The 25,449-nt window shown below is 71.0% G+C and carries 16 protein-coding genes; 11 read left to right on the forward strand and 5 right to left on the reverse strand.

Features of this window, described 5'->3' with window-relative positions:
* Positions 1–182: 182 nt before the first annotated feature.
* On the forward strand, positions 183–1,004 hold the full coding sequence (locus JS756_RS05675) for an alpha/beta fold hydrolase (RefSeq protein ID WP_205381827.1): 822 nt from the start codon (positions 183–185) through the stop codon (positions 1,002–1,004).
* Positions 1,005–1,508: 504 nt separating this feature from the next.
* On the opposite strand, the gene JS756_RS05680 is transcribed toward JS756_RS05675, so the two are convergent.
* Positions 1,509–1,703 carry a hypothetical protein gene (locus JS756_RS05680; protein WP_205381828.1) on the reverse strand — a complete coding sequence of 65 codons (195 nt, stop codon included), beginning with the start codon at positions 1,701–1,703 and terminating at the stop codon, positions 1,509–1,511.
* On the opposite strand from JS756_RS05680, the gene JS756_RS05685 reads away from it, so the two are divergent.
* The 4 genes from JS756_RS05685 to ccrA all read left to right on the forward strand — a co-directional run bounded on the left by JS756_RS05685 (position 1,702) and on the right by ccrA (position 5,932).
* A complete protein-coding gene (locus JS756_RS05685; protein ID WP_205381829.1) occupies positions 1,702–2,601 on the forward strand; it encodes an alpha/beta hydrolase in 900 nt (299 codons plus the stop codon). The genes JS756_RS05680 and JS756_RS05685 overlap by 2 nt on opposite strands.
* An 8-nt stretch (positions 2,602–2,609) precedes the next feature.
* Entirely contained in the window at positions 2,610–3,860 is a 1,251-nt protein-coding gene (locus JS756_RS05690; protein ID WP_205381830.1) for a glycosyltransferase, read from the forward strand.
* A 162-nt stretch (positions 3,861–4,022) separates the two neighbouring features.
* Complete coding sequence (locus tag JS756_RS05695) at positions 4,023–4,247, forward strand: hypothetical protein (protein ID WP_205381831.1); 225 nt, start codon at positions 4,023–4,025, stop codon at positions 4,245–4,247.
* A 344-nt stretch (positions 4,248–4,591) separates the two neighbouring features.
* Entirely contained in the window at positions 4,592–5,932 is a 1,341-nt protein-coding gene (gene ccrA / locus JS756_RS05700; protein WP_205381832.1) for a crotonyl-CoA carboxylase/reductase, read from the forward strand.
* 105 nt (positions 5,933–6,037) lie between these two features.
* Here the strand turns inward: ccrA and JS756_RS05705 are convergent, their stop codons facing one another.
* Positions 6,038–12,709 (reverse strand): type I polyketide synthase, encoded by a 6,672-nt coding sequence (locus JS756_RS05705; RefSeq protein WP_205381833.1) that lies wholly within the window; start codon positions 12,707–12,709, stop codon positions 6,038–6,040.
* Positions 12,706–14,481, reverse strand: coding sequence for a fatty acyl-AMP ligase (locus tag JS756_RS05710; RefSeq protein WP_205381834.1), 1,776 nt, complete (start codon positions 14,479–14,481; stop codon positions 12,706–12,708). The genes JS756_RS05705 and JS756_RS05710 overlap by 4 nt, the downstream gene beginning before the upstream one ends.
* 403 nt (positions 14,482–14,884) lie before the next feature.
* Here JS756_RS05710 and JS756_RS05715 point away from each other — a divergent pair, with 403 nt between their 5' ends.
* The 3 genes from JS756_RS05715 (at position 14,885) to JS756_RS05725 (ending at position 19,969) form a co-directional block, all read left to right on the forward strand.
* Positions 14,885–16,324 (forward strand): MFS transporter, encoded by a 1,440-nt coding sequence (locus tag JS756_RS05715; RefSeq protein ID WP_205381835.1) that lies wholly within the window; start codon positions 14,885–14,887, stop codon positions 16,322–16,324.
* 440 nt (positions 16,325–16,764) lie between these two features.
* Positions 16,765–18,675: a molecular chaperone HtpG gene (htpG, locus tag JS756_RS05720; protein ID WP_205381836.1), complete on the forward strand. Its 1,911-nt coding sequence runs from the start codon at positions 16,765–16,767 to the stop codon at positions 18,673–18,675.
* Positions 18,676–18,883: 208 nt separating this feature from the next.
* Positions 18,884–19,969 carry a GNAT family N-acetyltransferase gene (locus JS756_RS05725; protein ID WP_205381837.1) on the forward strand — a complete coding sequence of 362 codons (1,086 nt, stop codon included), beginning with the start codon at positions 18,884–18,886 and terminating at the stop codon, positions 19,967–19,969.
* A gap of 143 nt (positions 19,970–20,112) precedes the next feature.
* Here JS756_RS05725 and JS756_RS05730 read toward each other — a convergent pair whose 3' ends face one another.
* Positions 20,113–20,412, reverse strand: coding sequence for a hypothetical protein (locus tag JS756_RS05730; RefSeq protein ID WP_205381838.1), 300 nt, complete (start codon positions 20,410–20,412; stop codon positions 20,113–20,115).
* 72 nt (positions 20,413–20,484) lie between these two features.
* Between JS756_RS05730 and polX the strand changes: the two genes are divergently transcribed.
* Both polX and JS756_RS05740 read left to right on the forward strand, forming a co-directional pair.
* On the forward strand, positions 20,485–22,242 hold the full coding sequence (gene polX, locus JS756_RS05735) for a DNA polymerase/3'-5' exonuclease PolX (protein ID WP_205381839.1): 1,758 nt from the start codon (positions 20,485–20,487) through the stop codon (positions 22,240–22,242).
* A gap of 284 nt (positions 22,243–22,526) precedes the next feature.
* A complete protein-coding gene (locus tag JS756_RS05740; RefSeq protein WP_205381840.1) occupies positions 22,527–23,402 on the forward strand; it encodes a methylenetetrahydrofolate reductase in 876 nt (291 codons plus the stop codon).
* A gap of 246 nt (positions 23,403–23,648) precedes the next feature.
* On the opposite strand, the gene JS756_RS05745 is transcribed toward JS756_RS05740, so the two are convergent.
* Positions 23,649–24,428, reverse strand: a complete 780-nt coding sequence (locus JS756_RS05745) for a DeoR/GlpR family DNA-binding transcription regulator (RefSeq protein ID WP_205381841.1) — start codon at positions 24,426–24,428, stop codon at positions 23,649–23,651.
* A 134-nt stretch (positions 24,429–24,562) separates the two neighbouring features.
* On the opposite strand from JS756_RS05745, the gene JS756_RS05750 reads away from it, so the two are divergent.
* Positions 24,563–25,444, forward strand: coding sequence for an SIS domain-containing protein (locus tag JS756_RS05750; RefSeq protein ID WP_205381842.1), 882 nt, complete (start codon positions 24,563–24,565; stop codon positions 25,442–25,444).
* Positions 25,445–25,449 lie beyond the last annotated feature (5 nt).

Here is a 25,449-nt window from a genome sequence, read left to right on the forward strand (position 1 = left end):
GGACGGCGGGAGCCCGCGGCCGCACCGGTCGGCGAGCATGAGCGGCTGGTCCCGCCGCAGGGTGCGCCGGACCGGGTCCGTCCGGCGCGCAGGGCGCCTCGCGTTGCAGGACGGCCGGAGTGCGGCGGAGACTGAAGGGGTGGGGGCGGCACGCCACACGTGACGTCGAAAGGCCTGGACCCATGGGCGACTACGTCGAGCTCCACGGTGTCAGGACGTGGTACGAGGCGGAGGGCGAGGGCGACCCGCTGCTCCTGCTGCACGGTGGCCTCTGCACGAACGAGACATGGTCACCCCAACGATCCGACCTCGCGGCGAGGTTCCGCGTCCACCTTCCCGAGCGCCGCGGCCACGGACACACACCCGACGTCGACGGGCCGATCTCCTACCAGGACATGGCCGAGGACACCGCGGCCTTCGTCGAGTCCGTCGTCGGCGGCCCCGCCCATCTCGTCGGATGGAGCGACGGCGGCATCGTCGCCCTGCTCCTGGCCCTCGCCCGCCCCGACCTGGTCCGCAAGGTCGTGGCCGTGGGAGTCAACTTCCGCCCGGCGCCCGAGAGCCAGGCGGTACCGGGCCTGCTGGACCACATGGCGCCCGACGCGCCCGAGCTCGCGGTGTTCCGCGACATGTACGCGGCCACCTCACCCGACGGCGCCGACCACTGGCCGGTCGTCGCGGGAAAGCTGATCGACATGTTCCGCACCCAGCCCACCCTCACTCCCGAGGACCTGGCGCGCATCGCCGCACCCACCCTCGTCCTGGTCGGCGACGACGACGTGATCAGCCTGGAGCACACCATCACGCTGTACCGGGCGCTCCCCGACGCCGAGCTCGCCGTCCTGCCCCGAAGCTCGCACGCCCTGCTGATGGAGAAGCCCGAGCAGGCCAACCGCCTCGTCATCGACTTCCTGACCCAGGCGCCCGCCCCGACGATGTTCCCCGTCCGTCGCGCCCGCGCGGTCCCGGCCGGCACCGGAGATGCCGGAACCACCCAGGCGTGACCGCACGGGGCCTGCCGTCGGCGCCCCGGCCGTGAGGGGCACGAGCCGCCAGGCCTGATCGTGCGCGCCCCGGCTCCGACCGCCCGTGCTTCCCCGACGCCGGGCGGCGCTGCACGCTCGCCGATTACCGGTCCGACGGTGTGTCTCCCGGCACCCGGGTGTCTGATGCGTCATCATTTGACCGTTCATGACGCCTATAGGGGAAGGTGGTGCGCATAAGGGAGAGGTTCTCCTGTCCCCGACCACGAAGACCCCGGCTCCGAGCCGGCTACCTCCGGAGTTTCGCAGCGGGCCGGTGCGCGCGGTGACACAGAGGTCCGGTGCGCAACCGCTCCACACGGGAGGCGGGAAGTGCCGAGGAACTCGATCCTGCTCGCCCGGGATTGCTGCGGCCCGACCGGCAGTGGCTGCCGAGCCCGCATCACCGCTGCACACTCCGGTCTCTCCGTGAGGGAGCCGTGCGAGGTCCAGCGCGACCGGTCCCCTCCCTTCCCACGGAGTGCCTCAGCCCATGCCGTCAGCCGTCGAATTCCTTGCAAGCCGCGCCAGATTGCTCAGTTGCACCGTCGTGACGTTGCTGTTGCTCTCCTCGGCGCTCGCCCCCGCCGCGACCGCCGCAGCCCGTGATGCCGACTCCGGGCCTCGGAGGCCGGCTCCCGAGGCGAGCATCACCGCGGTCAAGAAGATCGACAGGTACATGCAGGACCTCACTGTCGCTTCCCCGGCCATGGGAGCGTCGATTCCCGTCCGCGTCATCCTTCCCAGAAGCTGGTACAGCAAGAAGAGGGCGCGGTTCCCCGTGCTCTACATGCTGCACGGCGGGAACGACGACTACACGTCCTGGACGCGCGAGACGGACGTGGAGCAGCTTGCCGCAGGGTCCGACGTCCTGATCGTCATGCCTGACGGTGGAAAGACCGGCTACTACAGCAACTGGTTCGACGGCGGACCCCGCTGGGAGACCTTCCACACGAGCGAACTCGTTCGCCTCATGGAGGAGCGCTATCGCGCCAGTTCGTCCCGGGCCGTCATCGGTCTTTCCATGGGAGGGTTCGGCGCCCTCAACTACGCAGCTCACCACCAGGGGATGTTCCGGTACGTAGCCGCCATGAGTTCCTACGTCGACCTCGCCGATCCCGGAGTCTGGGTCGTCCTCGGCCTCGGCGCCGCTCGGGACGGCGTCGACATCAAGCGGGTCTGGGGTGATCCGGTCAGGAATGCCGATGTCTGGCAGGCTCACAATCCCGCCTCGATGCCGCGCGCCTTCCAGGGCACAAGAGTGCACCTGTCCGCAGGAGACGGTATGCCCGGTCCGCTGGACGCGGGCCGTGCGACGGACGTGTTGGTGATGGGCGCGGTGGGCGAGGCCCTGCTTCCGGAGCCGATCAGGAAATTTGCCGCGTCGCTGCGCTCGGTGGGCGTCGACGCCACGACTCATCTCTACAAGCCGGGCACCCACTCCTGGCCGTACTGGGAGCGTGAACTGCATGCGATCTGGCCTGACGTCATGGCATCGCTGGGGAAGCACGCCTGGGCAGGCCACCTCCGGCCCGATCATGATCCGCAGAAGGCGCGGCTCGTTCCGGCCGCGGGCTGAGAGAGGCCATGGGTACGGGCCGACAAGTAGTGATCTTCGCCGCGGGATCCCGTGGTGACGTCCAGCCCTGCGTGGCCCTCGGCCGAGCGCTGATGCGACGGGGCGACACGGTGCGCCTCCTCGCGAGCTCCCGGTACCAGGACCTCGTCGACGGCGCCGGACTGGAGTTCCACCTCCTCCCCGCCGACCCGAGCGAGATCATCCGGTCGGCAGAAGGCCAGGAGCTCCTTTCCGGCCCCACCAATCCCGTCGCCTTCGTCCGCGGCATCGGCAGGGTCCTGGAGCCGAGGATCGGCCCGATCCTCGCGGCAACTCGAGCGGGCGCCGAAGGCGCCGACCTGGTCCTGGCCCCCACCTTCAGTTTCATCGGCGTCCACCTGAGCCAGTACCTGCGTGTTCCGCACGCGGTCATCCACTTTCAGCCGAGCCATCCCACCAGAACGTTTCCGCACCCGCTCGCACCGTCTGCCCGCTTCCTGGGCTCTCTGGGCAACCGGCTCAGCTTCGAGGCGGTCGACCTGGGGTCCTGGCTCGTCACCCGTCGTTTCGTCAACTCCTGGCGCAGCAGGAGTCTTGGCCTCCCGGCATCGTCCCTGACCGGTCCCGTCCGCCGGATCCGCACGGCCCCGGTCCTGTGCGCGTTCAGCACCGCGGTCGTACCGCGCCCCACCGACTGGGGGCCGAACGTCCACATGACCGGCTTCTGGCACTACGAGCAGCCGCAGTGGCAGGCGCCACGGCGGCTGCTCGCCTTTCTGGACGACGGCCCCCCGCCCGTGTATGTCGGGTTCGGCAGCATGAGGACCAGGGATCCCGGGGCCACCGAGCGCCTGGTACGAACGGCGCTACGGCGTGCGGGGCTCCGAGGTGTTCTGGCCGGGGACCCTGCCACGAGCGAAGAGGACATGCTGGTGGTCGGCGACACCCCTCATGCGTGGCTGTTCTCCAGAATGGCCGCAGTCGTCCACCACGGTGGCGCAGGAACCACGGCCTCCGCACTCCGGGCCGGAGTGCCCTCCCTGGTCTGCCCGTTCTTCGGTGACCAGGCCTACTGGGCCGGCCGTGTCCGCGACCTGGGCGCGGGCCCGCGGCCGCTGCCTGCCCGCGACCTCACCGTCCCGGCTCTCACCCACCGCTTGCGTGCTCTCACCGCGGACACCGCCTACGCGGATGCGGCCCGCCGCATCGGCCGCTCTCTGCAGTCCGAGGACGGCACTGACCGCGCCTGTCGGGTCCTGGACAGACTCGTCCCGAGATGACGCAACGTCGGTCCTGCTCATGGGGAGGCGCGCCGCTGCCGTAGAAGGGGGCGGGCGCGCGGGGCGGCTGCGGCCCTGGAACGGCGGCCCGGGGGGTGCTGAGGCGGCATCTTTCATCCATCTGCGTCATCCTCTTTCCGGTCCTCGCTCGTTCGTACTCATGTGAATGCACTGCCCGGCCACGGCCCCGGCCCGTCCGATGGTGACGGCCCCACTGCGAGTTCCCGGCTTCCCGCCCGGGGGGCGACGCCTCCGGAGGAGCCCGACCTGGGCCTGGAGTACCAGGACTCGATCGGGCTGCTGCGTCAGCTCCTGAATGCCTACCAGGCCATCGAGACGGACTTCCGCGAACGCCGGCTCCCCGTGCGGCAGACGCCCGGCGAATGAACGAACGCCCGACACAGCAGCAGTTGCGCGGCACTCACCGGCGTCGCCACGGTCGCGCTGCCGCCGGTGGAGGCATTCACCCGCCTCCACCTCCGAGACGAGGGCGAGTCGAACAGGAGTGCATCGCGGGTAGCCCTTACGGGCGACGGCGTCTGACCCCGGCGGCGCCGAGACGACATACCTGACCTGCCTGTTTCCCGGACGGCGAGGTTCGCGCGCTCTCCTGCGGTTGCGCCTCGACGGGTGGTGGGTCTTGCTTGTTGCAGGCATCTCAGCAGCTCGGGCGGCAGGGGCACCGGCCGCCCTTTCTCCACTTGTGGACAAGCAGCAGGAGGTCGTGTCCCATGAGCAGCAGCATGTCCGAGGCCGTTGTGGCAGGTGCCGACGGGCCCACCCTCGCGTCCCTGCCCCTGCCTGACCACTTCAGCGCAGCGGTGGTGCACGCCCGGGACGTCGACATGTTCCAGCAAGTCAGCGACAAGGACGTGCGCAAGTCGCTGTCCGTCGACATGATCCCGATGCCGGAACTGGCTCCTGACGAGGCGCTGGTCGCCGTCATGGCGAGTGCGATCAACTACAACACGGTGTGGTCCGCCATGTTCGAACCAGTGCCGACGTTCCAGTTCCTGGAACAGATGGGCAGGGCCGGTGGATGGGAGGCCCGTCACCATCTCCCCTACCACGTCCTGGGTTCGGACGCCTCCGGCGTGGTCGTGCGGACCGGTTCCTCGGTCCGCAAGTGGAAGGTCGGGGACCGCGTCGTCGTCGCACCCGCGTACGTGGACGAGCAGGACCCCGACACCCACCGGGACGGGATGCTGGGAGACGGCCAGAAGGCCTGGGGCTTCGAGACGAACTTCGGCGCCCTGGCCCACTACGCCGTGGTACGGGCGAGCCAGCTGATGCCGAAACCGGCACTGCTGACGTGGGAGGAGGCGGCTGCCAACCCCCTGTGTGCCAGTACCGCCTACCGCATGCTGGTCAGCGACCGCGGTGCACAGATGAAGCAGGGGGACGTCGTTCTGATCTGGGGGGCGACGGGCGGCCTGGGCTCCTACGCGGTGCAGTTGGTGCGCAACGGCGGTGGCATTCCGGTCGGAGTGGTGAGTTCCGAGGAGAAAGCGGCCGTCCTGCGGTCGTTGGGTTGCGAGGCGGTCATCAACCGTTCCGAGATCGAGGACGGCGACCCCACCATGCTGGAGCAGCCGAAGGGGTGGAAGAGGCTCGGCGGTGCCATACGCAAGGCGGTGGGTGAGGATCCGCACATCGTGTTCGAGCATGTGGGGCGAAGGACATTCGCGGCCTCGGTCTTCGTGGCCCGGCGGGGTGGAACCGTCGTCACGTGCGGCTCCAGCACCGGCTACGACCACACCTACGACAACCGCTACCTGTGGATGCGACTGAAGCGGATCATCGGCAGCCACGGCGCCAATCTGCACGAACAGTGCGAGGTGAACAGGCTGTTCAGCCTGGGGCATCTCGTGCCGGCGTTGTCGACGACCTACCCCCTCGCCGAGGTGGGAGCGGCGACGAGGAGCGTGCAGACCAACGAGCACGTCGGCAAGGTCGGCGTCCTCTGCCTGGCCCCGCGCCCGGGACTGGGCGTGACGGACCCGCAGGCCCGGGCCAAGGTCGGAGAGGACCGCCTGCGGCTCTTCCAGCGGGCTGAGCACGACGCCGCCTGAACTGCGGGCCCGGCGGACATCTCCCCGCCCAGCGCTTCCGGTCCCCGCGAGCACGGCGAGGTGAGGCGGAACCGAAGGTCCGTCTCACCTCGCCTCCCGTTGCCGTCAGCCACCTGGAACGGTGAGGGATCTGGTGAGGTGCTCGGCGATGACGTCCACGTGCGGCGGATCGATCAGCGACAGGTGGTCGCCCGGTACGGGGACGACTTCGAGCCGGGGGCACAGCGGAGCCCATCCCAGGTCCCGCTCCGAGCGCAGGTAGCGGGGGTCGAGGGCTGTCGTCAGTGGCTGGGCCTCCTGCGCCCGGTACAGGACGACGTCCCCTTCGTACGGCCGTGGCTGGTAGCGCTCTCCCACGCGGGCGTCGATGTAGGAGGTCCGCTGGTGTTCCAGGATGCCGGGGCTCATACGCAGACCGGCTTCGGCCACCAAGCGCATGACCAGGTCGATCTGCTGGTCCTCGGAGGCCGCGGCGAGTTCCTCGTACGGTAGGTCCAGGCGGTGCCCGTACGTCTTTCCGATGTACTCGGCGAACCTGCTGAAGCGATTCAGCAGCAACTCCCGGGAGTCCAGTCCGGGCAGGGCGGCGGGGAGAATGGTGTCGATGAGACCGAGGAACCCCACCGACCGTCCCTCGTCGCGGAGCCTGCAGGCCACCTCGTAGGCCAGGCAACCGCCGAAGGACCAACCCAGCAGGTGGTAGGGCTCCTCCGGTTGGATCTCCGTGATGATGCGCAGATAGTGGGCGGCTTTCTCCTCCAGGGTCGCCACCGAGTCCAGACGCTCCAGCCCGAAGACGGCATGCGGGGTGGCCAGCCGCTGGACCAGAGGGTGGTAGACGGACGTCGGGCCGCCTGCGGGGTGGAAGGCGAACAGCGACGAGCCGACCGTCTTCGACCGTGCCGTGCGCAACGTGCGCACGATGGAGCCGCTGGTTCCGTTGACCGCGGGCCGGATCAGATCGGCGATGGCAGCGACCGTGCGGTTGCCGACGACCTCCTCCTCGGACAGGGCGACGTCCGCGTCCCCGAGGCGCCGGCGGATTCCCTCGACCAGGGCTCGGGCCGCCGTGTGGGCGTCGCCGGCCGCCTCGACGAGGTCGTCGTCGACGCTCGCGGGGCAGGTGCCGAGTACCTGGGTCCACACGCCCGCCACGAGGCGTTCGGCGGCGTCCCGGGGGCCGATCGAGGTGGGCAGGGGAGGGAAGGCGTCCTCGGCGGCCGGATGCCCGTGGGACGACGCGTGCTGACCCCGGTCCGGCTGCTCGAGCCCGAGTTCGTCCAGCACCGCATCCATGATCTGACGGAGGCCGGCTCCCCGGAGAAGCAGTTCGGCGGACAGGTCCACCGCGAAGTCATGCCGGGCCGCGTTCCTGATCCGCACCGTCATGAGCGAGTCGAGGCCCAGATCGGTGAGCGGGGTCGTCTCGTCCAGTTCCTGGGCCGCGAACCCCATGACCGCCGCGGTGCGTTTGGCCAGGCGCTCACAGACCTTCTCGGCGGCCGCGTCTCCGAGTGCCTCGATGCCGTCGGGGCCGACCCACTCACCGGCGAGCGTTGCATCGTCGGCCAGTACGTCGGCGAAGAACGGCACGGCTTCCATACCGGGAAACGCCGCCAGAGCTCGCTGGGCGTCCAGGTGCACGACACCCGTGTAGGTGCGTGCACGGGTGACGAGCGCCTGAAGGGCGTCCAGGCCCTCGGACAGCCGGATGGGCTCCATGGCCAGCGCCGGGTTGTCCGGCGCGGCTCCCACCTCGGCCCACGGGCCCCACGCGATGGACGTCGCGGGACGCCCGGCCGCGCGGCGCTGGTGCGCCATCGCGTCCAGCCAGGCGTTCGCAGCGGCATAGGCCGTCTGCCCAGGGGAGCCGAACAGCGCGGCCGCGGAACTGTAGACGAGCCACCAGTCGAGGTCGTGATCACGGCTGGCGTCGTCCAGCCGCAGCGCGCCGACGACCTTGGGTCGGAAGACCGCTGAGATGTCGGAAGGCTCCACGTCGGTGATGATGCGGTCGTGGAGCACGCCGGCCGCATGGGCGACACCGCGCAACGCGTGTCCTTCGGCCACGGCGGCTTCGACGAGACGTCGTGCCACGTCGGCGTCGGCGATGTCGCCCTGGACGACCGCGACGGACGCGCCCAGCTCGCCCAGTTCGGTCAGAGCCGTTCGGGTCCGGGGTCCCGGTTCCCTGCGCCCGTTGAGCACGATGCGGCCCGCTCCGGTCTCGGCCAGCCGGCGTGCCGTGGCAAGGCCCAGTCCGGTGAGCCCGCCGGTGATGATGTAGGCGCCGTCGGGCCGGGCGAACGGTACCTCGTCGGGCGGTTGCTCCATGTCCGCGGGTACCAGCTGGGCCACCAGGCGGGTTCCGGAACGCCAGGCGACCTCGTCGGCGTCCCCGTCGGCGACGAGTTCGCGGACCAGGTCGTCGACCGGCTCGGGCTGTGCGGCGATGTCCACGAGCGAGACCCGAAGATCCGGACGCTCCAGGGCCATGACACGAACGAGGCCGCGCAGGCAGGCCCGGTCGGGGTCGGGCACTTCGGTCGGGCCGGTGGCCAGGGCGTTGCTGGTCACAAGCCACAGGCGGGGGGCGGACGCACCGGGGGAGTCCATGGCGAGCCGGCGTGCCACCCGGGCCGCCGCGTCGAGTTCGCTGAAGCTCTCGGGGGGTGTGCGTCCGGGACCGAAGAGCATGACGACTGCGGCCCGGCTCTCGCCCGTCCGATCCCTCCAGTCGTCAAGGAGGTCGTCGGCCGAGTCACCCGGGTAGGACCCGACGGTGACGGTCACCCCCCGGCGCTCGAGGGCCGCGGCGAGGGGGCCGGTGAGCTGGTCGCCCTGGCCGGGGAAGGCGGTCAGCAGCAGGACGGAGTCGGGCGGACGCGGGACGCTCACGCCGGCTTTCCGCCACTCGATGTCGAATGCGATGTCCTCCAGGGGCGGGCGGACCTCCCCCGGCGCGACGGACCGTACCTGAACGCCCTGTGCCACGAGGTTCGCGCCTTCGGAGCCCCGGGCCCGGATGTCCCACCGCTCCGGTCGGGCGTCGGCAGAGGTCTCCTCGTCCACCGACGCGGAGCACGTGATCCGGTAGCTGTCGTCCACCGTGCTCCACTGCACCTGCAGCACTCGTACCGAGGCAGGGGCGCGCTCGGCGGTCGCCGAGGTGGACCCGGCGTTGCCCGGAACGGTCTCGGGCCGCTCGAGAGCGACCGGAGCGTAGAGCGTGGCGTCGAGCAGTTCGGCCAGGGCGAGCCGGCCCGTGGCCTGGAGGGAGTCGGCCGACCGCCGGTGGAGGGTTTCGATCAGCGGGGCGGCATCGCGGGACTGCTCGGGTTCCACGGTGTCCGGGGCGGTCAGGACCCGGGCCGAGGCATGGCAGACCCAGGTGCCCCCGGGGGAGCGTGAATGGATGCTGACGGCTGCCACATCGGCGCCGGACGGTTGCCACACGACGGTGATCGGTGAACTGGCGGACACCGGTAGCCAGTCGTGCACGGTCAGGTCCTCGATGCGGACGGTTTCCGGGTCCGTCCTGCGGATGTCCGCCGCGGCGGCGAGCACCAGCTCCGCGCAGGCGGGCAGGCCGAGCACCGGCAGGCCGAGCAGCTTGCGGGGCTGCTGCCCGCGAGCCGCGGTCCCCGCATCCCCCTGCCACAGAACGCGGCCGGTGAGCGGGTCCTGCGTGCGCAGGCCCAGCCCTCCCTGGCTGCCCAGGGCCCCACGCGTCGGTCTGCGGGCAGGGAACCAGTGTCGTACATGGCGCCATGGCGGGGTGGGCAGGGCGACGCGCCGCCCGCTCGGCCACAGGCTCCGCGCGGGCCCTGGGACGCCCGCGAGGTGGAGCCGGGTCAGGGAGGCGAACAGGTCGACGGTTTCGTCGCGCTTCTTGTGCAGGGTGGGTAGTGCGGTGGCAGCCGAGTCGCCGGGCACGTCGGCGAGGATCTCGCCGAGGGGGACGGCGGCGACGGGGTGGGGTGCGATCTCGAGGAACAGGTCGTGGCCGTCCGACGCGGCGGCGGCCACGGCCTGCTGGAACCGCACGGGCCGGCGCGCGTTGGCGCACCAGTACCCCGCATCCGGCAGTACGGTGCTCCGCGGGTCGTCGAGGACCGTGCTGTACCAGGGGAGGACGGGTGTGCGCGCCCGAACGGGGCGGAGCGCCTCGTTCAGCGCCGGGAGGATGGGATCGACCGCGGGAGAGTGGCCCGCTCCGCCCACGTCGAGGAGGCGGGCGAGTCGGCCTTCTGCCGTGAGGTCGTCGACCAGCCGGCCGACGGCTTCGGCGGGTCCGGCCACGGTGCACCGGTGTGGAGAGGAGTGCACCGCGACATCGACGTCGGGGTAGCGTGCGAGGACGTCACCGCGTGTCTCGGCCGACAGTTCCACGGCCGCCATGGCTCCGGCGTGTTCCTCGTCGATCCCGGCGAGCATCACCGAGCGGCGCAGGACCACCGTCAGACCGTCACGCAGGGTCAGGGCGCCTGCGACCACGGCCGCGGTGACTTCTCCCATCGAGTGCCCGACCACTGCGGCCGGTTCCACGCCATGGGCGCGCAAGGTGTCCGCGAGCGCGTACTGCAGACCGAACAGGAGCGGCTGGATCCGGTCCACGCCGCTGTTCTCGCCGGCTCGGATCAGCGTGCTCAGCGAGGTGCCCAGCTCGGCGCTGAACAACGGATCCAGCCGGTCCACGGCTTCCCTGAAGGCCGAACTGTCGCTCAACAGCCTGCGCCCCATTCCGGGCCACTGGGAACCGTAGCCGGAGAAGACGAAGACCGGCTGCCGCGGGCGCGGTGGGTCAGGCCTGACAGCGGGAGCGACGATGCCGGCCCCAAAGTCGTCACGCACAAGCGCGGCCAGTCTGTCGGCGAGTTCGTCTAGTGTCCGGGCCACGACGGCTGCGCTCGCCGGGCCGCGGCGGTGGTGGGCGAGGGTGTGGGCCACGTCGCTGAGAGGCGGAAGGCCGTCCTTGGAGGCCAGCCAGTGCGTCAGGCCGGTGGCCACGTCCCCCAGCCGGTCCGTGCTGCGGGCGGTGACGAGCAGAACGTGCGGCAGGCCGGTGACCGCCTCCTGCCCGGCGCCGGGGGGGCCGGGAGCGTGCGGGGCGGGCGTCGTGGGGGCCTGCTCGAGCACGACGTGCGCGTTGGTACCCCCGAAGCCGAAGGCCGACACCCCGGCGAGGGCCGGGCGGGCGGACCCCCCGGGCCACGGAGTCGCCCGGGTCACGACGCGCAGGCCGAGGGCAGTGAAGTCGATGTGCGGGTTCGGGTTGTGGAAGTGCAGGGACGGGGGGATCTCACCGTGGTGGAGCGACAGCACCGTCTTGATCAGACCCGTGATGCCCGCCGCACCCTCGAGGTGCCCCAGATTGCTCTTGACGGATCCGATGAGCAGCGGGCGCTCGGAGGGCCGGCCGGGGCCGAGGACGGCGCCGAGCGCACCGGCCTCGATGGGATCGCCCAGCAGCGTTCCGGTCCCGTGCGCCTCGACGTAGTCGATGTCGCCGGCCTGCACACCGGCGTCCCGCACGGCGGCCTCCAGCAGCGCCTGCTGCGCGACGGGGTTGGGCGCCATGAGGCCGGCCGAGCGGCCGTCGGAGTTGACGGCGGTGCCCCGGATGACGGCGAGGATCCTGTCACCGTCGCGCTGGGCGTCGGACAGCCGCCTGAGGATGACGACGCCGCATCCCTCGCCTCGCGTGATGCCGTCGGCGCTCGCGTCGAAGGGCTTGCATCGGCCGTCGGCCGCCAAGGCGTCGGCCTGGTCGAAGTTGACGGTGACGGCAGGGGACAGCAGGACATTGACCCCCGCTGCCAGCACGGTGTCGCTCTCACCGCTGCGCAGGCTGCGGCACGCCTGGTGGACCGCGACGAGGGACGAGGAGCACGCGGAGTCGACGGTCATGCTCGGACCACGGAGGTCCAGCAGGTAGGACAGCCGGTTCGCGGCGATGCTGCCCGCCGCCCCGGTGCTGGTCCAAGCTGTCACGCGGGTCAGGTCGGAGGTCGTCAGATGCCCGTACTCGAGTGCGCTGAGGCCGACGAACACGCCGGTGGCGGTTCCCTGGAGGGAAGGAGGGGCGATCCCCGCGTGATCGAGGGCTTCACAGCTCACCTCGAGGAGGAGGCGCTGCTGCGGGTCCATCACTTCGGCTTCACGAGGTGCGATGCCGAAGAAGTCGGCGTCGAACCCCTCGATGTCGTCGAGGAATCCACCCCACCGGGAGGTGCGGTCCAGGACGGCGGCCGTGTCAGCGCTCCCGTCGTCGAAGGCCCGCCAGCGTTTGGCAGGCACGTGGCCGATCGCGTCGGTGCCGGCCAGCAGGTGCTGCCAGAAGGCCCCGGGCCCGTTGATGTCGCCGGGCAGACGGCACCCCACCCCCACCACGGCGATCGGTGCGGCTCCGGCGTCGGGGGCGTCTCCCTCGGTTGCCGGCTCCGTCGCCCGGGTGGACTGCCCCTGCCCGGCGAGGCGGCGAGTGAGCAGCTCGATGGTCGGGTTCTCCCACAGCAGCGTGGCGGGGAGCGACACATCGAGGATCTGTTCCAGACGCCCGGAGAGGTCGACCGCGTCTCGTGACGTGAGCCCGTACTCGGGCAAGGGGCGTGTGTCGTCCAGTTCCTCCATCGACACGTCGCACGCATGTGCCACGAGTTCCCGCAGCACGCGGCGCAGCTCCGCGGCATCCGGCGCCGCCGTGCGCGGCGGAACACCGGCACGTGACTCCCCGGCGCCCGTCGGCCTCTCCGGTTGTCCTCCCGTCGCCGTCATGCCCCGTCGTTCCCCTTCTGCAGCGCATGCTTCGGCTTCGACCACCGGCCTGCCAGGTAGCTCTCGCGGCAGGCCGTACGGGAGACCTTGCCGCTGGTCGTGTAGGGGATGCTGTCGGGTTCGACGAGGACGAAGTCCTGGACTGCGATGGCGTGGGCCTCGGCGACTGCGCCACGCACGGCACGCTTCACCTCGTCACGTACCCTCTCCAGGTCGGGAACCTGCCGTACGTGCTCGGCCACGACGACGAGTCTCTCGCCGTTCTCCGTGTCCACGGCGAAAGCGGCCACGTGGTGGCGTCGAACGGCCGGATGGGCGTCCTGCACCGTCCCTTCGATGTCGTGCGGGTAGTGGTTGGTGCCGTCGACGATGACCAGGTCCTTGTCGCGCCCGGTGATGTAGAGCTGCTTGTCGAACCACATTCCCAGGTCGCCCGTGCGCAGCCAGTGCCGGGAGGGGTCCTGAGGGTCGTCCCCCTCCAGGACCGCGTGGAACGTGGCCTGGCTCTCCTGCGGACGGCGCCAGTAGCCACGCCCGACGTTGGGCCCCTTGACCCAGATCTCGGCGACCGTGCCGTCCTCCTGCCTCCGGCGCGTGGCCGGATCGACGACGGCGACCTCCTGGTTGGTCGGCCGGCCGCAGGCGACCAGTTCACTGACGGGCTCGCCGTCGGTGGGCTCCGCAACGCGGGCGGTGCCCTGTGCCAGCATGTCCCGGTCGAAGCAGGTGACCGTCGGCTCTTCCGCCTGGAGCGAGGCGGCTACGAACACAGTGGCTTCCGCCAGCCCGTACGAGGGACGCATCGTCGTCCTGCGCATGCCGCAGGAGGCGAAGGCGCTCTGGAAACGGGTCAGTGTCCGCGCTCGAATGGGCTCACTGCCGTTGACCATCGTGGCCACCGACTCCAGGGAGAGCGCGGCGCGCTCCTCGTCCGTCACCCGTTGGACGCAGTAGTCGTACGCGAAGTCCGGCGCCGCGGTGTGCGCGCCGCTGTGCCGTGTGAGCAGTTGCAGCCATCTCGCCGGCCTTTGCACGAAAGCCAGAGGGTCCATCAGGACCGAGGGGACACCAGCGACGACAGGCACCGCGATCGTCAACAGCAGGCCCATGTCGTGGTAGAGGGGGAGCCATCCCACGGTGCAGTCGCGCCCCCGGCGGATGTCGTACGCCTCCATAGCCTGGCGGGCGTTGGCAACGACATTGGCGTGAGTGATCTCCACTCCGGAGGGAACCCTCGTCGATCCCGACGTGTACTGCAGGTAGGCGCAGTCCGCCGGGTCGACGGGCACCAGCTCCGGGGGGCCCTCCGTGTCCGGCGTCCGGAGGTCCTCGAGGGTCGTGACCCGCATGCCTGAGCCGACCCGGCGCTCCGCACAGAAATCGGCCACCGATGCACGCTGCTCCCTGGTGGAAATGGCGAGCAGCGGATCGGCGTCCGCCAGGGAGGCCGCCAGTTTGTCACCGTGACTGCGCAGAACCGGAGGATACAGGGGGACCGCGATGGCGCCCGCGCAGGCGGCCGCCAGGAAACCGATGACGTAGTCCAGGCTCTGCGGCGCGACGATGGCGACCCGTTCACCCACTGCTCCGGCACGGCGGATACCTGCCGCGGCCACACGGACCCGATGCTCGAGTTGTCTCCAGGTCAGCTTGTGGGCGGTGCCGTCCTTGTCGGTGCTGAAGTCCACAAAGGTGAACGCGGCTTCGTCGGGCGCGTTCGATGCGGACCGGTCCAGATGGTAGGTGAGCGTGTCTCGCGCAGTTGACGGCACTGGGTCACCAAGCCTTCGTTATGTCGGGCAGATTCGAAGGAAAATTCCGCGACGGCCCGACGGAGACGATATCCACGGCGATACCACACAGCGTCCGACCACATCCCAGGGTGCGCGCCCCGGGTCCCGGGATCATCCGGACATGGGGAGCGCACCAATCAGAAGAACACAGTGCCGATCGTCGACCTGGGTGACACGCCGCAGTCGTCGAGGCCCTGACCGCCGGATTCACCATGTCGTGCAGATGCGGATGTTCAGTATGGTCGCCGCACAGGCGTGTCAAGGACTGCGGCGTGTCGGCTTTGAACCGCGCGTTGCACACTCCGACCATGGGGAGACCCGGTCGAACCCTGTGCCCTTGCGTGGTCCACATTGATGCCGAGCGAACTCATGAGGCTGGTCGATGAGCCGTCTGCGGATCCTTGGCATTCTGGTGGCCGTCATCCTTCCTGCCTTCATGACGGCTTTGGACGGCACCGTCGTCAACGTCGCCCTGCCCCAGATCCAGACAGAACTCGCTCTCGACGAAGCGGGACTGAAATGGGTGGCCGCAGTCTATCCGCTCACGCATTCCAGTTTCCTCCTTTTCGGCGGGCATCTGGCGGACAGCAAGGGCCGGCGTCTCACTCTTTCTCTCGGTGTGGCTGTCTTCGCGCTGTCGTCGATCCTGTGCAGCGTATCGACCCGGGCGCCGATGCTGATCACGGGGCGTGGCCTGCAGGGAGTGGGAGCGGCCCTGATCCTTCCTGCGGCCCTGGCCGTGCTCTCCCATGACCTGCCACCCCGGTCGAGGAATGCCGGCTTCACCGCACTCACGGTTGCGCTGGCGACCGCCCTGGCGGGCGGACCGGTCCTTTCCGGAGTGATCACGGAACACTGGGGATGGAATTGGCTGTTCGTGATCAATGCCCCCATCGGCTTGGTCTCCTTCCTGGCCTGTGCCGCGTTCGTGCCCCGTCCGCCGTCCCGTCCTGCAATGCGGGAGAGTGGCGTACCCGCCGCCCCGCTGAGTGCGATCTTTCTGGCGTGTATTGCCATCGGCGGGTTTGCGTACTGCCTTATCGAGGGGCCGCAGTACGGTTTCGTTGACTCTCGTGTCCTGCTTGTTGCTGCCGCATCTCTCGTCTCCCTGATCGCGCTCGCTGTGAGGTCATCGCTTCACGGTCGGGGGGTCTTCTCCACCCTTTTCGCAAGGCGTGCCTTCACCTGTGGACTGCTAACCCAGCTCCTGTGGGGACTCGGCGTCAGCGGGGTCTATTTCTTCACCGCTCTCTTCCTGCAGAATTACCTCCGCCTCAGCCCTACTTCTGCCGGGCTCATGTTCACGCCGGTGGCCGCCTCTCTTCTTGCCACTGCGCCCTTCGTCGCGAAACTGGCTCGTCTGCTGGGGGACGCGAAAGTGGCCGCGGCGGGAATGTTTCTGGTGGCGCTGGGTCTGCTGCTGGTGTCGCTGGGAAGCAGGCGCGGCGGTCTCGTCGGCCTTCTGCCGGGACTGGTGGCGATCGGCGTCGGCTCGGGCCTGGCGGTCCCACTGACCACGCGCGCCCTGGAGTCCGCACCCGACCGGCTCTCCGGTGTCGCAGCGGGACTGTTCAGTGCTACACGAGAAGCATCAGGCGTGTTCGGCATCGCCGTGATCGGCCTGATCGTGACCTCCGTGCAAAGCTCGGTCGCCGACAGGGGCGCCGGATCCGGACATGCCTTTCTCATCGGCTATCAGGCCGGCCTCTGCACTGCTGCCGCTCTGGTCGCCATCGGTGTGCCCGTGGCCCTGTGGGGACTGCGCGCACGTGTGCGCACCCGACAGGATCGCCGAGGTCCGGCCGAAGCCGAGGAGGCCTGAACGAGAGGCGGCCGTCCGGCGCGGACCGTGCCTGCGCGGGCCGGGAATCCGGACGCGGACCTGCACGAGACGTCCGTGGCCCGGCCCGAGTGCCTGGAGCGGCCGGCGTCGCCGACCCGAGCGGACCGGTCAGGCCCCACCCGTGGTTGCGAGGACGAGGTCACCGGCGCAGGAGCGGCCTGACCCCTGTTCGCGACCGACCTTCGGGTGTCCTGGCTGTCGGTCGCCGGTCACTTCCGCGGCGGGATCGATGCGGGTCGCCCGCCGGTCCCGCCCGCGAGGCCCACGGGATGGTCCGGCCCGACGGGAACCTGTCCCGGCGACTCGACGAACCGCGGGCGCGGCGACGCGCTGAAGTCCCTGGACTTCAGCCCGGGGAGCACGTCAAAGTGGTCTCACCATTTTCCGGCGACTCAGGACCTGTGAGGTAACCGCGTACCATGCCGACCGAAACGTTTGAGTTCCAGGTAGAGGCCCGTCAGCTGCTCCAGTTGATGATCCACTCGGTCTACTCGAACAAGGACGTCTTCCTTCGGGAGCTCGTCTCCAACGCCTCCGACGCACTGGACAAGCTGCGATTGGAGTCCTTGCGGGACGGCGCTGCCGACGCCGATGTGTCCGACCTGCACATCGAGATCGAGGCCGACGGTGACGCACGAACCCTCACCGTGCGGGACAACGGCATCGGCATGTCCTACGAGGAGGTCGGGCGGCTGATCGGCACCATCGCCAACTCCGGCACGGCCGGCTTCCTGCAGGAACTCCAGGAGGCCAAGGACGCGGACCGGGCCGAGGGCCTCATCGGGCAGTTCGGCGTCGGCTTCTACTCCGGGTTCATGGTCGCCGACGAGGTCACCCTGGTGACCCGCCGGGCCGGCGAGAAGCACGGCACCCGCTGGACCTCCCGCGGTGAGGGCACCTACACGCTCGACACCGTCGACGGCGCACCCCAGGGCACCTCCGTCACCCTGCACCTCAAGCCGGCCGACCCCGAGAACCAGCTCCACGACTACACCGACGAGTGGAAGATCCGGGAGATCGTCAAGCGGTACTCGGACTTCATCACCTGGCCCATCCGGTTCGTACCCAAGCCCGGCGGCGAGGGCGACAGCGACGGGAAGGGCGAGGGCGGGTCCGGGGCCGAGCCGCTGAACTCGATGAAGGCCCTGTGGGCGCGTTCGCGTGACGAGGTGTCCGACGACGAGTACCACGAGCTGTACAAGCACATCAGCCACGACTGGCGCGACCCGCTGGAGACCGTACGGCTCCAGGCGGAGGGCACGTTCGAGTACCAGGCCCTGCTGTTCCTGCCCGCCCACGCCCCGCACGACCTGTTCACCCAGGGGCACCAGCGCGGCGTGCAACTGTACGTCAAGCGCGTCTTCATCATGGACGACTGCGAGGAACTGCTCCCGCCCTACCTTCGTTTCGTCAAGGGCGTCGTCGACGCGGCCGACCTCTCGCTCAACGTCTCCCGCGAGATCCTCCAGCAGGACCGCCACATCCGGATGATCCAGCGCCGCCTGACGAAGAAGGTCCTGTCCTCCGTCAAGGAGATGATGGCCAAGGACGCCGAGCGCTACGCCACGTTCTGGCGGGAGTTCGGCGCCGTCGTGAAGGAGGGCCTGGTCACCGACGCGGAGAACCGCGACGCCCTCCTCGCCGTCTCGTCCTTCGCCAGCACGCACAGCGAGGACGGGCCGACCACGCTGAAGGCCTACGTGGAGCGGATGCAGGACGGCCAGGAGGACATCTACTACCTCACCGGCGACTCCCGGCAGAGCATCGAGAACTCCCCCCACATGGAGGCCTTCCGGGCCAAGGGCATCGAGGTCCTCCTGCTCACCGACCCCGTCGACGAGGTGTGGGCCGACACCGTCGGCGAGTACGAGGGCAAGCGGCTGCGGTCCGTCGCGAAGGGCGAGATCGACCTGGACGGCGAGGAGGGGGAGTCCACCGACAGCGCGCAGTCGCAGGAGTACGCCGGGCTGCTCGACTGGATGAAGGAACAGCTGGCGGAGGACATCAAGGAGGTGCGCCTGTCGTCCCGGCTCACCGTCTCCCCGGCCTGCCTCGTCTCCGACGCGAACGACCTGACCCCCGCTCTGGAGAACATGTACCGGGCGATGGGCCAGGAGGTGCCCTCCGCCAAGCGGATCCTCGAACTCAACCCGGACCACCCGCTCGTGAAGGGCCTCAACCAGGCACACCGGGACCGCGCGGACCACGCAGGGCTCGCCGAGACCGCCGAGCTGCTGCACACCCTCGCCGTGCTCGCCGAGGGCGGCCAGCCCAAGGAGCCGGCACGGTTCGTCAAGCTGGTCGCCGACCGCCTGGAGCGCACGCTGTAACGGCTCTCGCGTCACGCACCCTCGCAGGGGCGCCCGCACCACGGCGGGCGCCCCGGGATCCACCAGGTCCGATATCGGCCGCCGCGGCGCGGGCACGACCGTCGCACCCCTCTACGTCTTGACAGTGTGCGTACTGTTTCGCGACGTTTGATCCCTCATCGAGCCATGAGCAACGCGCGCAACGCGCCGTGGGGGGAGCGGTTCGCCGATGCACATCACCGTCCACAGAGTTGACGAACTGACCGAGTCGCAGCGCAAGATCTGGCACCAGGCCATGGAGGAGTCACCCGAGTTCGCCAACCCGTTCCTCGCCCCGGAGTTCGCGGCCGGAGTGGCCCGGCACCGCGCCGGGACACGGGTGGCCGTCCTGCACGACGGCGGCGACCCGGTCGGCTTCTTCCCCTACGAGCGCACTTCCCTCGGTGTCGGCCGGGCCCTCGGCCTCGGACTGTCCGACTGCCAGGCCCTCGTGCACCGCCCCGGCGTCGACTGGGACACACGAACGCTGTTGCGGGCCTGCGGCCTGGCCAGCTTCGAGTTCGACCATCTCGTCGAGCAGCAGAGGCCGTTCGGGCCCCACGTCACCGGGCTCTTCCCGTCCCCGGTGATCGACCTGGCGCACGGCGACGACGGCTACCCGGAGTGGCTGCGCGCCAGCTATCCGGGCCTGGCCCGGACGACCCTGAAGAAGGAGCGCCGCATGGGCCGGGACGTCGGCGAGATGCGGTTCGTCTTCGACGAGCGGGATCCGGGCGCGCTGCGGCAGCTGATGCGGTGGAAGTCGGCCCAGTACCGCAGGACCGGCCGGATGGACCGCTTCTCCCGGCCCTGGATAGTCGACCTGGTGAACGACCTCTTCGAGGTGCGCGAGGAGCACTTCACGGGGGTGCTCTCCGTCCTCTACGCCGGTGATCGTCCGGTGGCGGCGCACTTCGGGCCGAGGTCCCGCACCGTTCTCGCGGCGTGGTTCACGACCTACGACCCGGAGGTCCACCGCTACTCGCCCGGCCTGATGATGCACCTGAGGATGGCCGAGACGGGCCGCAGGCAGGGGCTGACGCTGCTGGACCTGGGGCGTGGCGACAAGGAGTACAAGGACTGGCTCAAGACCCGCGAACTCCGTGTGGCGGAGGGGTTCGCGACCCGTCCCCACCCGGTCGCGGCGGCCCACCGGATGGTGCGGCGGCCCGTGCGGGGCCTGAGGAACACGGTCCTCGCCCACCCTCGGCTGCGCGAGCCCGCCGACCGGCTGCTGAGGGCGGTCGGCAGCCTGCGCACCGCCCGCACCCCCTGAACCGGCCCCCGGACCGCGGGGCGGGGCTCGCGCCCGTCCCGCGGTCCGGGGGCTCCCCGCCGGCCGGGGGACGGCGGACTGCCGCACTCGGTCACGCCGGCCTCGTCTGCCCGGTGCCGGACCCGCCCACGGGACGTACCGACTCAGGTGTGGCCGCCCGGGCGGCCCCTCGTGTCGTCGAGCGGGGTGCGGCCGCGCCGGTGACGCGCCCGGAAGGAACGGCGGTGGCGGTGCATCGCCCCGGCCGTCGTCATCGCCAGGCCCAGGCAGAAGATCAGGGCCAGGGCGAACCCGGAGCAGAACAGGGCGAGCCCGTTCATCGTGGCGATGTCCTGGCCGAGCACGGTCACCGTGTACTCCGGGCCGCCCGACAGGTTGCCGGCGACGGCCAGCGCGGTGAAGGCACCGGTGGCCGTGAGGAGGAACAGTCCGAGGAACAGCATCCGATTCACCCTCCTCGGCAACGGGAACCGTGCCCTCGGGTACCCGCCCGTCGCTGCCCCTACCCTGGAGGGGTGGCTCGGTCCAACGACGAGGTCGCCGCCCTGTTCCAGGAGTACGCGGACCTGATCTCGCTCACCGGCGGGGACGCGTTCAGGGCACGTGCCCATGAGAAGGCCGCCCGGTCGATCGGCGGCTACCACGCCGATGTGGCCACGCTCGACGTCCAGGGCCTCCAGGAGATCCCCGACGTCGGCAGGTCCGTCGCCGAGAAGATCGTCGAGTACCTCCGTGACGGCCGCGTCGCCGCCGTCGAGGAGCTGCGCGCTCGTGTCCCGCCCGGGGTTCGCCGGCTCACCGCCGTCCCCACGCTCGGCCCCAGGAAGGCCCGCGTCCTCCACGAGGAGCTCGGTATCTCCTCCGTGGAGGAACTCGCCGACGCCGTCCGTGCCGAGCGGCTGCGGGACCTGAGGGGCTTCGGTCCGAAGACCGAGGAGAACATCCTCCACGGCATCGAACTCCTTCGGTCCGCAGGCGACCGCGTCCTCCTCGACGTGGCCGCGGACCTCGCCGAGGACATCGTCGGCCGGCTGGCCGAGGTGAGCGGCTGCTCCCGCTGCGCCTGCGCGGGCTCCCTGCGCCGCGTCCGCGAGACCATCGGCGACATCGACGTCCTCGCCGCCGCGGAGGACTCCGCGCCCCTCATGCGGGCGTTCACCGAACTTCCCTACGTCACCGAGGTCATCGCCCACGGCACCACCAAGACGTCGGTGCGCACCACCGAGGGGCTCGCCGTCGACCTGCGTGTCGTGCCGCCCGAGTCGTGGGGAGCCGCCCTGCAGTACTTCACCGGGTCCAGGGCGCACAACATCCGCCTCCGGGAACGGGCCGTCCACCTGGGGCTGAAACTGTCCGAGTACGGCCTCTTCGACGCCGAGACCGGAAGCAGGATCGCCTCCCGCACGGAGGAGGACGTGTACGCCGGGCTCGGGCTGCCGTGGATCCCGCCCCCGCTGCGCGAGGACCGAGGCGAGATCGAGGCGGGCCTGGCGGGCACGCTGCCCCGGCCGGTGACCGAGGCGGACCTGCGGGGCGACCTGCACACCCACACCGACCTCACCGACGGACTCGCCCCGCTCCAGGAGATGGTCGCCGCGGCGGCCGACCGCGGGTACGCCTACTACGCCGTCACCGACCACGGCCCCGCCCTGTCCATGCAGCGCATGACCGACGAGCGGATGCTGGACCAGCGGGCGCGGCTGCGCGCCCTGGACGGGCGCTACGGCAGGCGGCGCGGCGGCCTGCGACTGCTGCACGGTGCCGAGCTGAACATCGACCCCGACGGCGGGGTGGACTGGCCGGAGGACTTCCTCGCCGGGTTCGACCTGTGCGTGGCCTCCGTGCACTCCCACTTCCGTCAGGACCGCGCGGCGCTCACCCGGCGCCTGGTCCGGGCCTGCGAGCACCCCTGCGTCGACATCATCGGCCACCCCACCACCCGGCTCATCGGCAAGCGCCCCGGCATCGACGTCGACCTCGACGCGGTGTTCGAGGCCTGCGCCCGCACCGGCACGGTCCTGGAGATCAATGCCCGGCCGGAGCGGCTCGACCTGCGCGACGAGGACATCCTGCGCGCCCGCCGGTACGGGGTGCGGTTCGCCGTGAACAGCGACGCCCACTCCACGCGGCACCTGGCCACCCTGCGCTTCGGCATCGGCACGGCGCAGCGCGGCTGGCTCACCGCCGGTGACGTCGTCAACACCTGGCCACTGACCCGGCTGCGCCGCCACCTCGCCCGGGGACGCCCGAAGCGCCGCCCGGACTCCCGGTAGCGTCCCGCCCAGGGGACGCCCCGCCCCGCGGCGCGCCGGAACGGCGGCCTCCGGACGTCGGTCCTCTGGCCGCGGGCAACAGAGCGCGGGCGTCGGACACGGGGCCGAGGCGGGTGCCCGGGGCCGTTCCGGTCGCCGAGCGTGGCGGGCCTGCACGCAGCGTTCCGGTCGCCCGCCTTGCGCAGGGCCCCCGCGGGCCCGCACGGAGCGCGGCCGTACGCTGGGGCGAGCACTCGGACCGGGCACCGGCCGGGGAATCCGCGCCACCCGCGACGAGGAGGACGATGCACCCCGGTCCCACGGCCCCCGCCGCGCCCGCCACGGCGCTGCTGGAGGACTTCTCCCTGGAGATGACGGCCAAGGACGTCCCCGCCCTGGAGCGGGCGCGCCACACCATCCCCGTCGGTACCCGCGTCAACATCACCTTCCTCGGTAACGAGGACCCGGACATGCGGCTCGAGGCGGCCCGCGCCGTCAAGGGGTACGGCTTCGTGCCGGTGCCGCACATCTCCGCCCGCCGGCTCGGTTCGCGGGCCGCCCTGGAGGAGTTCCTTGCGGGCCTGCGGGACGAGGGCGCAGGTGAGCACGTGTTCGTCGTGGGCGGCGACCCGGCCGATCCGCACGGCCCCTACGACGACGCCCTCGCCGTCATCCGCACCGGACTGCTCCAGCGGTACGGGGTGCGCCGGGTCGGCATCAGCGGCTACCCGGAGGGCCACCCCGCCATCGACGACGCCGAGCTGTGGTCGGCGCTGCGGGACAAGAGCGCCGTGCTGGGCCGGCACGATCTGGCCGGCGACGTGATCACGCAGTTCGGCTTCGACGCCGACCCGGTGCTGGACTGGGTGGAGCGGGCCCGCGCCCACGGAGTGCAGGCGCCGGTCCGCATCGGCGTGCCCGGCCCGGCCGGGGTGCGCCGGCTGCTGTCCTACGCCACCCGCTTCGGCGTCGGCACCAGCGCCTCCATCGCCCGCAAGTACGGGCTGTCCCTCACCAACCTGATGGGCACCGCGGGCCCCGACCGCTTCCTGCACGCCCTCGCCCGTGGCTACGACGTCCGCCGCCACGGCGACGTCAAGGTGCACTTCTACACCTTCGGCGGGCTGGCGACGACCTCGGAATGGGTGGCGCGCTTCCGCGCCGAGCACCCGGCCGCCTGAGGCGCGTGTCCCCGGCCCGTTGCGCGGACCCGGCAGAGGGGCGGCGCAGCCGCCGCGCGGGGCCGGCGGCCGGAAGCCCGCCGCCGCGCCACCGCCGGTGCCCGGCCCCGTCCGCGGTGTCGCCGGCAGGCGTGGAGCACCGCACGCACTCCCGGAGCCGGGTCCGCCGCCGTCACCGCCGGCCGGCAGCCGCCGCGACGCCCGGCCTTCCGCGCGTGCCGGCGGTGGGCGCCGCCTGCAGCGCCGTCACACGGTCACGACCGTGAGGCCGGCCTCCTCGAACCGCCGGACCGCCTCGGGTTCGGCCGCCGCGTCGGTCACCAGTGTGTCGACCGCGTCGGTGGCGCAGATGCGGGCGAAGGCGCGCCGCCCGAGCTTGCTGGAGTCGGCGGCGACCAGCACTCGCTCCGCGCGCTCGCACAGAAGCCGGTTGACGGCGGCCTCCGCCTCGTCGTGCGCGGCGGCGCCGTGGACGGCGTCGAAGGAGACCACGCCCAGCACGGCCACGTCGAGGGTGATCTGGCCGAGCACGCCGTCCGCGAGCGGCCCGATGAGCTCGTACGACTGCGCCCGTGCCACCCCGCCGGTCACCACGATCTTGAACTGGGGGCGGACCGCCAGCTCGTTGGCGATGTTGAGGGCGTTGGTGACGACGGTCAGCGCCGGCGAGCCCGAGGAGAGATCGCCGCGCACCGCGAGCGCCCGCGCCACCTCGGTCGTGGTCGTGCCGCCGGTCAGCCCGACCGCTTCGCCCGGCGCGATCAGGTCGGCCACCGCCTTGGCGATGCGCTGCTTCTCCGGGGCGCGCCGGGCGTTCTTGTAGCGCAGCGGCAGTTCGTAGGACACCCCGTGCACCACCGCGCCGCCCCGGGTGCGCACCAACAACTGCTGCTCCGCGAGCTGGTCGAAGTCACGGCGGACGGTTGCGGCCGAGACCGCCAGCTCGGTGGCGGCCTCCTCGACGTCGAGCCTGCCCCGTTCGACGAGCAGTTCCAGCAGCGCCTTCCAGCGGGCGTCGCGCGACATCCGCACCTCCGTCCTCGGCCCACGCGTGATCCCCGGCGACCCTAGCGCACCGTCGATTCCCTCAGATGCTTGATGATGCTCGAAAGCTGGCTATATCTTGCATGAACAATCATCCCGTCTCGGGGAGGGCACGCATGAGCCATGTCGAGGACGAGTTGAACAGCCAGCCCGAGTGCTGGACGCGCGCCGCGGAGCAGGCCGCGGATCACGGGAAAGTGCTGCCGGCGCCCGGGGAGCGGGTCGCGGTCGTCGGCTGCGGGACCTCCTTCTTCATGGCGCAGGCGGTCGCGGGACTGCGCGAGGGGGCGGGCCTGGGCGAGACGGACGCCTTTGCCGCCTCCGAGTTCCCCCACGGCCGCCGCTACGACCGTGTCGTCGCACTCACCCGCTCCGGCACCACCACCGAGGTGCTGGAACTGCTCGGGCGGCTGCGCGGGCACATCCGGACGACCGCGCTCACCGCCGCCCCGCACACACCCGTGACGCGTGCCGCCGACGAGGTCGTCGTCCTCGACCACGCAGACGAACGCTCCGTCGTGCAGACCCGGTTCGCGACGAGCGCGCTGACCCTGCTGCGCGCCCACCTCGGCCTGCACTCCGAGGCGGCCGTCGCCGACGCCCGCACGGCACTGTCCCGTCCGCTGCCCCAAGGCCTCGTGGAATGCGGGCAGTTCACCTTCCTGGGCCGCGGCTGGACCGTGGGCCTGGCCAGTGAGGCCGCGCTGAAGATGCGCGAGGCCTCGCTGGCGTGGGCCGAGGCCTACCCGGCGATGGAGTACCGGCACGGACCCATCAGCGTCACCACGGCCGGCACGGCGACATGGATGTTCGGCGACGCCCCGCAGGGCCTGGCCGAACAGGTGCGGGCCACCGGCGGACTGTGGGTGGCGGGCGGCCTCGACCCGCTCGCCGAACTTGTCCGGGCGCAACGCCTCGCCGTGGCCGCGGCGGCCCGACGCGGCCTCGATCCGGACTGCCCCCGCCACCTCACCCGCTCGGTGATCCTCGCCCCCTGACGCCC

Source organism: Streptomyces actuosus (genome assembly GCF_016921115.1).
In the GTDB taxonomy this organism is placed as follows: Bacteria; Actinomycetota; Actinomycetes; order Streptomycetales; family Streptomycetaceae; genus Streptomyces; species Streptomyces actuosus_A.

Bases quoted from the DNA above. Each gene is read 5' to 3' on its own strand.
- JS756_RS05715 (WP_205381835.1), top strand. From the start codon at position 14,885: ATGAGCCGTCTGCGGATCCTTGGCATTCTGGTGGCCGTCATCCTTCCT.
- JS756_RS05680 (WP_205381828.1), bottom strand. From the start codon at position 1,703: ATGTACCTGTCGATCTTCTTGACCGCGGTGATGCTCGCCTCGGGAGCC.
- JS756_RS05690 (WP_205381830.1), top strand. From the start codon at position 2,610: ATGGGTACGGGCCGACAAGTAGTGATCTTCGCCGCGGGATCCCGTGGT.
- JS756_RS05745 (WP_205381841.1), bottom strand. From the start codon at position 24,428: ATGTCGCGCGACGCCCGCTGGAAGGCGCTGCTGGAACTGCTCGTCGAA.
- JS756_RS05730 (WP_205381838.1), bottom strand. From the start codon at position 20,412: ATGCTGTTCCTCGGACTGTTCCTCCTCACGGCCACCGGTGCCTTCACC.
- ccrA (WP_205381832.1), top strand. From the start codon at position 4,592: ATGAGCAGCAGCATGTCCGAGGCCGTTGTGGCAGGTGCCGACGGGCCC.
- JS756_RS05675 (WP_205381827.1), top strand. From the start codon at position 183: ATGGGCGACTACGTCGAGCTCCACGGTGTCAGGACGTGGTACGAGGCG.
- JS756_RS05685 (WP_205381829.1), top strand. From the start codon at position 1,702: ATGCAGGACCTCACTGTCGCTTCCCCGGCCATGGGAGCGTCGATTCCC.
- htpG (WP_205381836.1), top strand. From the start codon at position 16,765: ATGCCGACCGAAACGTTTGAGTTCCAGGTAGAGGCCCGTCAGCTGCTC.
- JS756_RS05725 (WP_205381837.1), top strand. From the start codon at position 18,884: ATGCACATCACCGTCCACAGAGTTGACGAACTGACCGAGTCGCAGCGC.
- JS756_RS05705 (WP_205381833.1), bottom strand. From the start codon at position 12,709: ATGACGGCGACGGGAGGACAACCGGAGAGGCCGACGGGCGCCGGGGAG.
- JS756_RS05750 (WP_205381842.1), top strand. From the start codon at position 24,563: ATGAGCCATGTCGAGGACGAGTTGAACAGCCAGCCCGAGTGCTGGACG.
- JS756_RS05740 (WP_205381840.1), top strand. From the start codon at position 22,527: ATGCACCCCGGTCCCACGGCCCCCGCCGCGCCCGCCACGGCGCTGCTG.